This is a genomic window from Saccharothrix sp. NRRL B-16348 (genome assembly GCF_001280085.1).
Taxonomy (GTDB): domain Bacteria; phylum Actinomycetota; class Actinomycetes; order Mycobacteriales; family Pseudonocardiaceae; genus Actinosynnema.
This window is the reverse complement of the sequence record NZ_LGED01000004.1, coordinates 15,794-28,792: the sequence shown is the minus strand read 5'-3', so window position 1 is coordinate 28,792 and position 12,999 is coordinate 15,794. Positions and strand designations below refer to the sequence as shown.

Genomic DNA, 12,999 nt, shown 5'->3' with positions numbered 1-12,999 from the left:
ACCATCACCGACCCGCACGACGTGCGCGAGTACCTGGCGCTGTTCGGCAGGCTCGAACGGCTGGCGGTGCGCGGCGACGCGCTGGAGGACCTGCTGGAGCAGATCTCCAGGGACCACCGCAAGCTCGGCTGAGCTGGGTGGTTAGGCTGCCGGTGACCACTTCGTCCCCGTCGGTAGGTGCCCCGCCACCCCATGCTGAACATCTTCGCCCGCGCGTCGGTTTCGCGCGTCACCGATCCGATCGGTGCGTGGCTGCTGCGCCGCGGCCTCACCCCGAACGCCGTCACGGTGCTGGGCACCGTCGGCTCCGTCGCCGTCTCGCTGTGGTTCATCCCGCGCGGGCAGCTGTTCACGGGCGCGGCGCTGGTCACCGTGTTCGTGCTGTTCGACCTGATCGACGGCGCCATGGCGCGCGCGCAGGGCGGCGGCACGAAGTTCGGCGCCGTGCTGGACGCGAGCTGTGACCGGATCGCCGACGGCGCGCTGTTCGCCGCCATCGCCTGGTGGGCGTTCGGCGCGGACGAGCACGGCCTGGCCGCGGCGACCCTGGTCTCGCTGGTCGGCGCGCAGGTCACGTCGTACGTGAAGGCGCGGGCCGAGGCGTCCGGGCTCTCCGCCGACGGCGGTATCGCCGAGCGCGCCGAGCGCTTCATCGTGGCGCTCGTCGGCGTGGGCCTGCACGGGCTCGGCGTGCCCTACATCCTGCCCGTGGCCCTGTACCTGCTGGCCGCGCTGGTGTCGATCACCGTCGTGCAGCGCGTCCTGGCCGTGAGCCGCGCCGCGAAGGAGCTCGGGACGTGACCGCTCGGGACATCAAGGGCAGCCTGGCCGACCTGGGCTACGCGGCGGGGTGGCGCCTGGTGCGGCTGCTGCCGGAGAAGGCGGCGCGGGCGTTGTTCGACGCCGTCGCGGGCCGGGCCGCGAAGCGCGGCGGCGGTGGCGTGCGGCAGCTGCGGTCGAACCTGCGCCGGGTCGTGCCGCAGGCGGGCGAGGCCGAGCTGGACGAGCTGGTCAGGCTGGCGGTGCGCTCCTACGCGCGGTACTGGCGCGAGGCGTTCCGGATGCCGTCGCTGGACCTCGAGAAGCTCTACGCCGAGCTGGACCGGACGATGAGCGGCGTCGAGAACCTGGACGCGGCGCTGGCCGAGGGCCGCGGCGCGGTCATCGCGCTGCCGCACTGCGGCAACTGGGACATGGCGGGCGTCTGGCTGGTCGGGCACTGCGGCACGTTCACCACCGTCGCCGAGCGGCTCAAGCCCGAGTCGCTGTACCGGCGGTTCATCGCGTTCCGGGAGAGCCTGGGCTTCGAGGTCGTGCCGCTGACCGGCGGCGACCGCAACCCGGCGCTCGTGCTCGCCGAACGGCTGCGCGCGAACCAGGTCGTCTGCCTGCTCGCCGACCGCGACCTCACCGCGGGCGGCGTGCCCGTGACGTTCTTCGGCGAGCGCACCATGATGCCCGCCGGCCCCGCGCACCTGGCCGCGACCACCGGCGCGGCGCTGATCCCGGCCGGCCTGTGGTTCACCGAGGACGGCTGGGTCATCCGGCTGCACCCGCCGGTCCGGGTCTCCGGCACGGCAGGCGTGCCCGCGGCGACCCAGCAGCTGGCCGACGTGTTCGCCGCCGACATCGCCACCCACCCCACCGACTGGCACATGATGCAGCAGCTGTGGCTGGCCGACCTGCCGGAGAGCAGGCAGAAGGCGCTGCGCCGGGTGCTGGCCCGCCGGGGGGAATCCGCGTGAAGGTCGGCATAGTCTGCCCGTACTCCTTCGAAGTGCCCGGAGGAGTGCAGGCGCACGTGGTCGACCTGGCACACGCCCTGCGCGGCCTCGGGCACGAGGTGGAGGTGCTGGCCCCCGCCGACGACGACACGCCGGTGCCGGAGTTCGTCACGTCGGCCGGTCGCGCGGTCGGCATCCCGTACAACGGCTCGGTGGCGAGGCTGTCGTTCGGGCCGGTGTCGTTCACCCGCGTCCGGCGGTGGATCGCCGAGCACGACTTCGACGTGCTGCACCTGCACGAGCCGACCGCGCCGTCGCTGTCGATGCTGGCGCTGATGGTGGCCGACGGCCCGATCGTCGCCACCTTCCACACGTCGACGCCGCGCTCGAAGATGCTGTCGGCGTTCCAGGCGGTGCTGCAGCCGTTCCTGGAGAAGATCACGGCCCGGATCGCGGTGTCCGCGCTGGCCAGGCGCGTGCAGGTGGAGCACCTGGGCGGTGACGCGGTGGAGATCCCCAACGGCGTCGACGTCGGGTTCTTCGCCGACGCGACGCCCCTGGACGGCTACCCCCGCCCCGGCGGCACGGTCGGGTTCGTCGGCCGGTTCACCGAGCCGCGCAAGGGCATGCCGGTGCTGCTGGACGCGTTCCGCGAACTCGACCTGCCGGACGTGCGACTGCTGGTGGTCGGGCGCGGCGACGCCGACGAGCTGCGCAAGCAGGCGGGGCCGGAGCTGGCGTCGCGGATGGTGTTCCTCGGCATGGTGGACGACGAGACGAAAGCGCGCGCGCTGCGCAGCGTGGACGTCTACTGCGCGCCCAACACCGGCGGCGAGAGCTTCGGGATCATCCTCACCGAGGCGATGTCGGCGGGCGCGGCCGTGCTGGCCAGCGACCTCGACGCGTTCCGGCGGGTGCTCGACGACGGCAAGGCGGGCGTGCTGACCCCGGTCGGGGACTCGTCCGCGCTGGCCGAGGCGTTGCGCGACCTGCTGACCGACCCCGCGCGGCGGGCGGACTACGTGGACGCGGCGCGGCAGCGGGTGATGATGTTCGACTGGTCGGTGGTCGCGAACCAGGTGGTGCGGGTGTACGAGAGCGCCATGGCGGCCGACCCGCGTCGGGTGGGTGAGGCGTGACCAGTTCCGGCGTCGCGACGACGTTCCTCGTGCTGCTGGCGTTGGCGGTGCTGGTCGGGCCGTGGACGCTGGGCACCGCCAACCGGCTCGACCGGCTGCACGTGCGCACGGACGCTGCCTGGGCGGCGCTGGACGCGGCCCTCGCCCGGCGGGCCGTGGTGACGCGGGCGGTGGCCGTGGTGTGCGGCAGGCCCGAGCTGCGTGCGGCGGCGGACCGGGCCGAGCGGTCGGCGCGGTCGGACCGGGAGGCGGCGGAGAACCGGCTCTCGGCGTTGTTGGACGGGCTCGACCGGTCGGTCCTGGCGCCCGCGCTGGCGGCCGAGCTGTCCGACGCCGAACAACGGGTGGTGCTGGCCCGGCGGGTGCACAATGACGCCGTGCGCGACACGTTGGCGCTGCGCCGGCGGCGGTCCGTGCGGTGGTTGCGGCTCGCGGGCACCGCGCCGACGCCGTCCTACTTCGAGATCGCCGAACCCGGCGGCGACGTCGAGGCGTCCCCGTTGACCCAGCGCGTGGCCGCGCGGGTCGTGCTGCTGGACGCCGACGACCGGGTGCTGTTGTTCGAGGGCTTCGACCCGAGCCGGCCGGACGAGCTGTTCTGGTTCACCGTCGGCGGCGGGGTGGAGCCGGGGGAGGACGTCCGGACCGCGGCGGTGCGTGAGCTGTTCGAGGAGACAGGTGTGCGGGTCTCCGGGGACGAGCTGGTCGGTCCGGTGTGGAAGCGGCACGCCGTGTTCGCCTTCGGCGGCTTGAACTACGCGGCGGTCGAGTGGTTCTTCGTCGGAAAGGTGGAGGCGGTCGACGTGGACACCTCGCGGTTCAACGAGATCGAGCAGCAGACCATTCGCCGGCACCGGTGGTGGTCGGTGGACGAACTGGCGTCGACCGACGCGACGGTGTACCCGGCGCAGCTGGCCGAGGTGCTGCCCGGCGCGCTGGTCGGGTGGGACGGCACGACCCGTGCGGTCCGATGATCGGGATCTCGAGCCGGATGGACGACGTCGTCTCCTGGTACCGCGCCCTGGAGGAGTCGGACCGGCCGCGCGCCTACTTCGAGTTCGTGGACGTCGAGGGCTGGGTGGACGAGGGCGCGCGTGCGCTCTACGAGACCGTGGAGCACGAGGGCGAGCTGATCGCGATCCGGCAGATCGAGTTACCTTCGGCCGGCGGCATGCACCGCTACTCGTGGCGGCGGATGGAGGACGCGTACGGCGGCCTCACGGACGAGCCGATCGACCCGCACGAGGACCCGGTCAAGCCGATACCCCGTGAGGCGTTCGTCAAGGTGTGGAACTCGCTGCCGTACGAGGTGTGACGGAGCGGCCGACCGGGCGTACCGCTTCTCCCGCCACCGCCCTACGATTGCTCGTCCGGGGTGGGGACGTGGGGGAGCGGCATGAGACGGCGAGTGGCGTTATCGGTGTGCGTGCTGGCACTGCTCGGGGTTCACCCCGTGGCGGCGCAGGCCGGTCCGGCGTTGTCGGCGTCGTCCGCCGGCGTGTTCGCGGACGAGGGCTACGCCTTCGTGCCCCTGTCGCCGTCGAGGGTGCTGGACACCAGGGACGGCACCGGCGGCGCGGTGGGCCCGGTCCAGGGCCGGATCACGCTCGACCTGACCACGACGGTCCCCGCGACGGCGACCGCGGTCGTGCTCAACCTGACCGGTGTCGCACCGACGGCGGCCACGCACATCCGGGTGTCGCCGGACGAGTACAACGTTCCGTCAGCCTCGATCCTGAACCTCGTGCCCGGTGAGACCAGGGCCAACCAGATCACCGTCCTGCTGGGGCCGGACCGGCGGCTGCACCTGCACAACAACGCGGGCGCGGTGCACCTGCTCGCCGACTTGGCGGGCTACTACACGCCCGACCCCGCGTCCCGGTTCACCGCGGTGCCGGCGACCCGGGTGCTGGACACCCGCACGTCCACCGCGCTCGGTCCGGGGGCGACCCGCGAGGTGGACCTGTCCGCGCACGTGCCCGCCACGGCAACGGCGGTGACGTTCACCCTGACCGGCACCGGGCCGACCGCGTCGACGCACGTCACCGCGCACCCGTCCGGCGCGGCCCGGCCGGACGTGTCGAACCTGAACCTGGAGCCGGGGCAGACCAGCCCGAACCTCGTGACCGTCGCGCTGGGCGCCGACCGGCGCGTCCGGCTCTACAACCACGCGGGCAGCACGCACCTGCTCGCGGACCTGGCCGGGTACTACGCGACCGACCGCGGCCACCGGTTCTACCCGGTGACGCCGGCCCGCGTCGCCGACTCGCGCATCATCCACGACCCCTACCTCGCGGGCTGGACCAGGGACTTCACCCTGGACTCGTGGATGCCGGCCACCGCGGTCGCCGCCGTGGTGAACCTGACCGGCACGAACGTCACGGCGCCGACGTACGTCGTGGCCTACCCGGCCGAGACGACCAGACCGAGCACGTCGAACCTGAACCTGCCGCCGGGCCGGGACACCTCCAACGGCGCCGTGCTCGCGCTCGGCCGCGGCGCGCGGATGACCCTGTACAACCACGCTGGCTCCACGGACCTGATCCTCGACCTGACCGGCTTCTTCGCCACCGCGCCGGGGTGCGTCGCCGACTGCCTGCACGCGTGGGGCGGCGACCCGGGCCACGGCAGCCCGACACCGTCCCGCCGCCCCTGGCTGTCCGGCGTGACGTCGGTGGCCGCCGGTCGCGGCACGGCCTACGCGGTGACGTCCGACGGCACGCTCTGGGCGTGGGGTGAGAACCGGTCCGGCCAACTCGGCACCGGCACCCGCGGGGGCAGTTCGGCGGTGCCGCTCCAGGTGGGCGGCGGGATGAGCGGCATGGTCGCCGTGGCGGCGGGCGAGCAGACGGGCCACGCGCTCCAGTCCGACGGCTCCGTCTGGACGTGGGGCTGGGATCAGCAGGGCAGAGTGGCCCGGGTGCTCGTCCCCTCCAAGGCGACGGCGATCGCCGCCTCCGACTCGACGACGTTCGCGTTGGTCGCGGACGGCACCGTGTGGGCGTGGGGCTCGGACGGCTTCGGCAACCTGGGCGGCGGCGCGTGCCCGACCGCGAACTGCCCACCGGCCACGCCGGTGCGGGTCTCGTTGCCGCTGCCGGGCGACACCAGGATCACCGCGATCGAGGCCGGCGCGCAGACCGCCTTCGCCCTGCGCTCGGACGGCACGGTGTGGGCTTGGGGGCGGAACTGGCGCGGCGAGTCGGGGACCGGAGCCGCCCCGTCGGACCGGGTCAGCCCGTCGCAGGTGGTCGGGCTGACCGACGTCGTCACGATCGGGGGCGGCGACCTGGTCGGGTACGCCGTGACCGCGGACGGCCGGGTGTGGTCCTGGGGCGACGACACCTGGGGCACGCTCGGCACCGGAGCGACCTGCGCCGGGCCGACCGCCGTCTGCTGGTCCACCGTCCCGGTCCAGGTCACCGGCTTGACCGGGCCGACCACGATCGACAGCGCCTACGGCACCACGGTCGCCCGCACGCCGGACGGCGCGGTGTGGGCCTGGGGCGGCAACGGCGACAACGGCCGCCTGGGCACCGGCGTCACGGGCTCCTGCGCCACGACCCCGCTGCCGATGGACTGCCGGTCGAGCGTGCCGGTCCGGACCCTCGTCACCGGCGCGTCGGACGTCGCCGTCGGCGCCCTGGGCGCCTTCGCGGTGGTCCCGGGCTGAGGCGCGCCGTGACCACCGGTCACGGCGCTAGAGGATGAACGTCGCGATCATCTGCCCCAGCAGCCGCACGTCGGCGTGGCCCTTGAACTCCAGCCGCACCTGACCCAGGCCGCTGAACCACAGGTCGAGCTCGGCGTCCATGTCGAACGTGCCCGCCGTCTCGATCGAGAACGCCTGCACCCGGCTGTACGGCAGCGACGTGAAGTCCTTCTTGCGGCCGGTCATGCCCTGGACGTTCACCGCGATCACCCGCTTGTTGGTGAACACCACGAAGTCCCGCACCGTCTTGAAGCTCGACACGATCTGCTCGCCCTGGATCAGGATCGGCGACACCTGCGACGCGATGTCCTCGGGACGGCACGGCGCCAGCTTGAAGACGGACTGCTTCTCGAAGTCGATCACGCGTCCGACGCTACCGCCTACCGCGGCCACCCCGCCGGGTTCGAGACCGATTCCCGGGAGATCCCCGACCCCGTCTCCGGGTGATCCCCGAACCTCGTGGCGTGCAGCCGCGCGAAGAAGTAGCAGAACGCCTCGCACTCGGCGTCCATCACCGCCACGCGCGGATCGCGGGCCACCGCCTCGTAGAACTCCTGGCCCAGGACGAGGATGAAACCGCGCGCGTACAGGAAGCCGTCGTCCGAGCCGTCGGTGACCTCCTGCACGTCCGCCCGGTCGATCTCGTACAGCTTGCGCTCGGCCACCCGGTCCAGCGCGGTCAGCTCCTCGGCGGACAGCCCGGCCGAGGCGCTCACCAGCGCGCGGAGCACGGTCGGCAGGTGCTCCTCCAGCTCGGCGGCGTCCTCGAAGGCGTCGACGGACGTGTCGCGCTTGGCCAAGGCGCGCCGCACCTCGTTCGGCCCGGGCCCCAGCGCGGCCCACGCGTTCTCCAGCATCGCCCAGAAACGGGCCTCTTCGGCAGCGGTCGGAAGGATCATGGCGGCACGGTACCGAGGGGGTCCGACAATCGCGGCGAGGTCAGCCGGCTCGCTTGAAGCTGTCGATCGCGCCGCCCCAGGACGGGCCGTCCCAGGTGATGACGAGCGCCGAGCCGTCCGGCTTGAGCGCCAGGGTCCCGCGCTTGCGCTCCTCGTTCGGCGTGGCGCACTCCAGCGTGAGGACCGGCTTGGCCGAGTCGGCGTCGGCGATCGCACCGGGGCACGCGAGCTGACCGGTCGTCCGCGCGGTCGCGTCGGTGATCGTGAGCGTGGCGATCGGGCTCTCGTTGATCGGCTGCCACGTGCCGGCCAGGCCTTCCGCCTCCGGCTGCTCGGCCGAGTCCCGCGTCGCCGGCGCGCTCGTGGACGTCGTCGTGGACGTCACCGCGGCCGCGTTCTGCCCGTCGCCGTCGCCGCCGCAGCCGGACAACAGCCCGGCGGCCAGCCCGAGGACGGCGATGGTCAGTGCTGCGCGCATGGTCGAGTTCCCCCTCGTGGATCTTCACCTGAACGCGCCCATCCCAGCACACCCCGTCACGACGACGCGGCCGGGGTCGGGCCGGACCAGTGCCCGGCCCGACCCCGGCCGTCCGCCCGTCACACCCGGCCGATCACCTCGTTGCCGTAGGACGCGAGCGTCTTGTCCTTGTCGTCGTGCATCAGGTACAGCGCGAAGTTGTCCACGCCGATCTCGCGCAGCTCCTGCAACCGGTCCACGTGCGCCGACGCCGGGCCGAGCAGGCAGAACCGGTCCACGATCGAGTCCGGCACGAAGTCCGTCGACCGGTTGCCCGCCTTGCCGTGGTGGGCGTAGTCGTAGCCCTCGCGGTCCTTGATGTAGTCGGTCAACGCGGCGGGCACCGCGCCCGAGTCGCCGTACCGCGCGACCAGGTCGGCCACGTGGTTGCCGACCATCCCGCCGAACCAGCGCAGCTGGTCCCGCTGGTGCGGCAGGTCCGTGCCGACGTACGCGGGCGCGGCCACGCACATGGTGATCGCCGACGGGTCGCGGCCCGCGGCCACGGCCGCCTCGCGCACCGTCCCGATCGTCCACCGCGCGATGTCCACGTCCGCGGTCTGCAGGATGAACCCGTCCGCCTGCTCGCCGACCATCTTCAACGCGCGCGGCCCGTACGCGGCCATCCACATCTCGAGCTTGCCGTCGCGCACCCAGGGGATGCGCACCGGCGTGCCGTGGTGCTCGGCCTCCCGCCCCTCGGCCAGGTCCTTGATCACGGTCATGGCCTGGCTCAGCGTCGCCAGCGACGCGGGCTTCTGCCCGATCACCCGGCGTGCCGAGTCACCGCGCCCGATGCCGCACACCGTGCGGTTGCCGAACATGTCGTTCAACGTGGCGAACAGCGACGCCGTCACCGACCAGTCCCGCGTGCTCGGGTTGGTCACCATCGGGCCGACGACCAGCTCCTCCGTCGCCGCCAGCACCTGCGAGTAGATGACGAACGGCTCCTGCCACAGCACGACCGAGTCGAACGTCCAGCCGTAGCGGAAGCCGTTGTCCTCGGCAGCCTTCATCCCGGCCACCACGTCCCGCGCCGGCGGGTCCGTCTGGAGCACTACCCCGAAGTCCACTGCCGCCTCCTACACCAGGTACTGGTTCAGCTCGCGGGACAGGAACTTCCCGTGCCCGGCCGCGCCGTGGAAACCGCCGGCGTCCACGACCACCCGGCCGCGGGAGAGCACCGTGTCGACCTTGCCGGTGATCTCCATGCCCTCGTACGCGGAGTAGTCGACGTTCATGTGGTGCGTGGCCGCCGAGATCACCTGCTGGGCGTTCGGGTCGTACACCACCACGTCGGCGTCCGCGCCGGGCGCGATGACGCCCTTGCGCGGGTGCAGGCCGAACATCCGCGCGGGCGTCGTGGAGCAGATCTCCACCCACCGCTCCAGGCTGATCTCGCCCTTCACCACGCCCTGGTGCAGCAGGTCCATCCGGTGCTCCACGCCCGGCATCCCGTTGGGGATCTTGGAGAAGTCGCCGCGCCCCAGCTCCTTCTGGTCCTTGAAGCAGAACGGGCAGTGGTCGGTCGACACCACCGACAGGTCGTTGGTGCGCAGGCCGCGCCACAGCTCCGACTGGTGCTCCTTGGGCCGCAGCGGGGGAGAGGCGACGTACTTCGAGCCCTCGAAGTCCGGTTTCGCCAGGTCCTCCAGCGACAGGTACAGGTACTGGGGGCACGTCTCGGCGAACACGTTCTGCCCGGTGTCGCGCGCCTTCGTCACCGCGTCCAGCGCCTGCGCGGCGGACAGGTGCACGATGTAGAGCGGTGACCCGGTGACCTTCGCCAGCGTGATGGCGCGCGAGGTGGCCTCGCCCTCCAGCTCGGCGGGCCTGGTCAGGCCGTGCTCCACCGGGTCGGTGCGGCCCTGCGCGAGCGCTTGCGCGACCAGCTGGTCGATCGCGATGCCGTTCTCCGCGTGCATCATGATCGTCGCGCCGGTCTCCCGGGCCTTCTGCATGGCGCGCAGGATCTCGCCGTCGGTGGCGTAGAAGACACCGGGGTAGGCCATGAACATCTTGAACGTGTTCACGCCCGCGTCGATGCAGGACTCCATCTCCTTCAACGACGTGTCGGTGACGTCGGAGACGATCATGTGGAACCCGTAGTCGACCGCGCACCGGCCGTCCGCCTTGCCGTGCCACTTGTCCAGCGTGGACAGCAGCGAGGAGCCCTTGGGCTGCACGGCGAAGTCGATGATCGTGGTGGTGCCGCCCCACGCCGCCGCGATCGTGCCGGTCTCGAACGTGTCGGCGGAGAACGTGCCGCCGAACGGCATCTCCATGTGGGTGTGCCCGTCGATGCCGCCGGGGATCACGTACTTGCCGGTGGCGTCGATCGTCTCGTCGGCCTGCACGGGGAAGCCCGGCGCCAGCAGCGCGACGATCTTCTCGCCGTCCACCAGCACGTCGGCGGCCACGGCGCCGGTCGCGTTCACGACCGTGCCGCCCTTGATCAGGATGCTCACGGCTGCACCAACCCCTCGTACGTGTCCGGACGGCGGTCGCGGTAGAACGCCCACAGGTTCCGGACCTCGGCCAGCAGGTCCATGTCCAGGTCGCGGACCACGATCTCCTCCTCCGTGTCGGAGGCCGCCTCGCCGACGAGCTGCCCGCGCGGGTCGGCGAAGTACGACTGCCCGTAGAAGTCGTTGTCGCCCAGCGGTTCCACGCCGACCCGGTTGATCGTGCCGACGTAGTACTCGTTCGCCACGGCCGCCGCGGTCTGCTCCAGCCGCCACAGGTACTCCGACAGGCCGCGGCTGGTCGCGGACGGGTTGAACACGATCTGCGCGCCGTTGAGGCCCAGCGCCCGCCAGCCCTCCGGGAAGTGCCGCTCGTAGCAGATGTAGACGCCCACCTTGCCGACGGCGGTGTCGAACACCGGGTAGCCGAGGTTGCCCGGCTTGAAGTAGAACTTCTCCCAGAACCCCTTGACCTGCGGGATGTGGTTCTTGCGGTGCTTGCCGAGGTACGTGCCGTCGGCGTCGATCACCGCGGCGGTGTTGTAGTAGATCCCCGGCTGCTCCTCCTCGTACATCGGCACGACGAGCACCACGCCGAGCTGCTCGGCCAGCTCACACATCAGCTCGGTGGTCGGGCCGTCGGGGATGCCCTCGGTGTAGGAGTAGTAGTCCGCGTCCTGCACCTGGCAGAAGTACGGCCCGTAGAACAGCTCCTGCAGGCACACCACCTGCGCGCCCTGCGACGCGGCGGAGCGGACCGCCTCGACCGCGTTCGCGATCATCGACTCCTTGTCGCCGGTCCACTTCTGCTGCACCAGACCTGCTCGGATGATGTTGCTCACGCGTTCTCCCTCCGTGGCGCCAGCGCCAGGTAGACGAGCATGCCGCCGACCAGTCCGACGACCCAGTTGTAGTCGTAGAGCGGTTTGAGGAACGGGATCAGGCCGTCGGCCGGGAACGGCCCGTTGTACGCGCCGCCGACCGCGAGCACCGAGCCCACCAGCGTGGCCGCCACCGCGCGCCAGTTCCAGCCCGCCTTGAACCAGTACGCGCCCCGCCCGGCCAGGTACAGGTCGGGCAGCTCCAGCCGCGTCCTCGCCAAAATCCAGTAGCCGGCCACGAACACGCCCGCCACGGACGCCAGCAGGCCGCCGTAGAAACCGAGCCAGGCGAAGATGTAGATGCCCGGGTCGGAGATCAGCCGCCACGGCTGGATCACGATGCCGATCACGCCGGTGATCAGGCCGCCCACCGCGAACGTGATCTTCTTCGGGAACGCGTTGGAGAAGTCGTAGGACGGGCTCACCACGTTCGCCGCGAGGTTCGCCGAGACCGTCGCCAGCACCAGCGCCACCAACGCCACCAGCACCACCGCGGTGCTGTCGAACCGGCTCGCCAGCTCCGCCGGGTCCCAGATCGCCTCGCCGTACAGCGCCATCGCGCCGGACGTGGTCAGGATCGCCACGATCGCGATGAACGACATCGTGGTCGGCAGGCCGAGGATCTGACCGACGACCTGCTTGCGCTGGCTGCCGCCGAACCGGGTGAAGTCCGGCATGTTCAGCGACAGCGTCGACCAGAACGCGATCATGCCCATCAGCGACGGGAAGAACACCTTCCAGAAGTCGACGCCCCAGCCGAGCTTGGACGGCTCCGACAGGATCGGGCCGAAGCCGCCCGCCTTCACCGCGACGTACCCGAGCAGGACCAGGAAACCGATGCTGACCAGCGGCGCGGTCCAGTTCTCGAACCGGCGGATCGCCTCCATGCCGCGCCAGATGATCAGCATCTGCACCACCCAGAACACCAGGAAGCACAGCCACAGCGTCCACACCTGGCCCAGCACGACCGGCGCGTCCACCCACCCGTCGCCCGCCAACCGGCCCACGATCACGTGCAGCGCCTTGCCGCCGACCCACGTCTGGATGCCGAACCACGCGCACGCGATGAACGCGCGCAGCAACGCCACCAGGTTCGCGCCGCGGATGCCGTAGAACGCGCGGGCGAACACCGGGAACGGGATGCCGTACTTCGTGCCCGCGTGGCTGTTGAGCAGCATCGGGACCAGCACGATCAGGTTGCCCAGGGTGATGGTCAGGAACGCCTGCACCCAGTCCATCCCCAGCGCCACCAGCGACGCGGCCAGCGTGTAGCTGGGGATGTTGTGCGCCATGCCCATCCACAGCGCGAAGAAGTTGTACGTGGACCAGGTGCGCCGCTCCAGCGGCACCGGCGCCAGGTCGGAGTTGTAGTGCGGGCTGTCCGCGATCGCGGAATGATCACGAAGCTCGACGCGGCCGTCGGGATCGGCTGTGACCTGGGTTGCGGAGTCAAGGGCCATCGGTCACTTCCCTGTTACGCTCGTGAAACACCCTTCGCGCGGGCGGTTCGGCGCGATTTCCATCCCGGCATCCTCCGGTCGGCCCGCGCGCCTGGGCAGTGGCAAAGTGTCCACGCTTGCCATGATCAGGGCACACTCTGTCCATTGCCACCCAAGCCGCTGGTCCGGGCCGGTGCGCGTGCTCCCGGCCGGCCCTCGACTG

13 protein-coding genes are annotated in these 12,999 nt (G+C 71.6%); 6 read left to right on the top strand and 7 right to left on the bottom strand.

Annotated elements, in window-relative coordinates; genetic code table 11:
• The first annotated feature begins 192 nt into the window (after positions 1-192).
• The 6 genes from pgsA to ADK67_RS03180 all read left to right on the top strand — a co-directional run bounded on the left by pgsA (position 193) and on the right by ADK67_RS03180 (position 6,536).
• The gene (gene pgsA / locus ADK67_RS03205; RefSeq protein WP_053714864.1) at positions 193-801 is read left to right on the top strand and encodes a phosphatidylinositol phosphate synthase; all 609 of its coding nucleotides are present in this window, start codon (positions 193-195) and stop codon (positions 799-801) included.
• An 11-nt stretch (positions 802-812) separates the two neighbouring features.
• The gene (locus ADK67_RS03200) at positions 813-1,745 is read left to right on the top strand and encodes a phosphatidylinositol mannoside acyltransferase (protein ID WP_053714867.1); all 933 of its coding nucleotides are present in this window, start codon (positions 813-815) and stop codon (positions 1,743-1,745) included.
• Positions 1,742-2,863, top strand: a complete 1,122-nt coding sequence (locus ADK67_RS03195) for a glycosyltransferase family 4 protein (RefSeq protein WP_053714863.1) — start codon at positions 1,742-1,744, stop codon at positions 2,861-2,863. Before ADK67_RS03200 ends, ADK67_RS03195 begins: the two co-directional genes overlap by 4 nt.
• On the top strand, positions 2,860-3,837 hold the full coding sequence (locus ADK67_RS03190) for an NUDIX hydrolase (protein WP_053714862.1): 978 nt from the start codon (positions 2,860-2,862) through the stop codon (positions 3,835-3,837). Before ADK67_RS03195 ends, ADK67_RS03190 begins: the two co-directional genes overlap by 4 nt.
• Complete coding sequence (locus tag ADK67_RS03185; protein ID WP_063797486.1) at positions 3,834-4,178, top strand: hypothetical protein; 345 nt, start codon at positions 3,834-3,836, stop codon at positions 4,176-4,178. Before ADK67_RS03190 ends, ADK67_RS03185 begins: the two co-directional genes overlap by 4 nt.
• A gap of 81 nt (positions 4,179-4,259) precedes the next feature.
• A complete protein-coding gene (locus ADK67_RS03180; RefSeq protein ID WP_157619870.1) occupies positions 4,260-6,536 on the top strand; it encodes an RCC1 domain-containing protein in 2,277 nt (758 codons plus the stop codon).
• A gap of 27 nt (positions 6,537-6,563) precedes the next feature.
• Here the strand turns inward: ADK67_RS03180 and ADK67_RS03175 are convergent, their stop codons facing one another.
• The 7 genes from ADK67_RS03175 to ADK67_RS03145 form a co-directional block, all read right to left on the bottom strand.
• A complete protein-coding gene (locus tag ADK67_RS03175; protein WP_053714859.1) occupies positions 6,564-6,938 on the bottom strand; it encodes a PH domain-containing protein in 375 nt (124 codons plus the stop codon).
• Between the two features lie 17 nt (positions 6,939-6,955).
• On the bottom strand, positions 6,956-7,474 hold the full coding sequence (locus ADK67_RS03170) for a DUF4240 domain-containing protein (protein ID WP_053714858.1): 519 nt from the start codon (positions 7,472-7,474) through the stop codon (positions 6,956-6,958).
• 40 nt (positions 7,475-7,514) lie between these two features.
• Positions 7,515-7,952 carry a hypothetical protein gene (locus tag ADK67_RS03165; RefSeq protein WP_053714857.1) on the bottom strand — a complete coding sequence of 146 codons (438 nt, stop codon included), beginning with the start codon at positions 7,950-7,952 and terminating at the stop codon, positions 7,515-7,517.
• A gap of 119 nt (positions 7,953-8,071) precedes the next feature.
• Complete coding sequence (locus ADK67_RS03160; RefSeq protein WP_053714856.1) at positions 8,072-9,064, bottom strand: TIGR03842 family LLM class F420-dependent oxidoreductase; 993 nt, start codon at positions 9,062-9,064, stop codon at positions 8,072-8,074.
• 9 nt (positions 9,065-9,073) lie between these two features.
• Positions 9,074-10,459, bottom strand: coding sequence for a dihydropyrimidinase (hydA, locus tag ADK67_RS03155; protein ID WP_053714855.1), 1,386 nt, complete (start codon positions 10,457-10,459; stop codon positions 9,074-9,076).
• Positions 10,456-11,298: a nitrilase-related carbon-nitrogen hydrolase gene (locus tag ADK67_RS03150; protein ID WP_053714854.1), complete on the bottom strand. Its 843-nt coding sequence runs from the start codon at positions 11,296-11,298 to the stop codon at positions 10,456-10,458. Before ADK67_RS03150 ends, hydA begins: the two co-directional genes overlap by 4 nt.
• Positions 11,295-12,797, bottom strand: a complete 1,503-nt coding sequence (locus tag ADK67_RS03145) for an NCS1 family nucleobase:cation symporter-1 (protein ID WP_053714853.1) — start codon at positions 12,795-12,797, stop codon at positions 11,295-11,297. The genes ADK67_RS03150 and ADK67_RS03145 overlap by 4 nt, the downstream gene beginning before the upstream one ends.
• Positions 12,798-12,999: the final 202 nt, after the last annotated feature.

Excerpts from the sequence above, each read along its gene's own strand:
- ADK67_RS03180 (WP_157619870.1), top strand. The coding sequence starts at position 4,260 with ATGAGACGGCGAGTGGCGTTATCGGTGTGCGTGCTGGCACTGCTCGGG.
- ADK67_RS03170 (WP_053714858.1), bottom strand. The coding sequence starts at position 7,474 with ATGATCCTTCCGACCGCTGCCGAAGAGGCCCGTTTCTGGGCGATGCTG.
- pgsA (WP_053714864.1), top strand. The coding sequence starts at position 193 with ATGCTGAACATCTTCGCCCGCGCGTCGGTTTCGCGCGTCACCGATCCG.
- ADK67_RS03145 (WP_053714853.1), bottom strand. The coding sequence starts at position 12,797 with ATGGCCCTTGACTCCGCAACCCAGGTCACAGCCGATCCCGACGGCCGC.
- ADK67_RS03165 (WP_053714857.1), bottom strand. The coding sequence starts at position 7,952 with ATGCGCGCAGCACTGACCATCGCCGTCCTCGGGCTGGCCGCCGGGCTG.
- ADK67_RS03185 (WP_063797486.1), top strand. The coding sequence starts at position 3,834 with ATGATCGGGATCTCGAGCCGGATGGACGACGTCGTCTCCTGGTACCGC.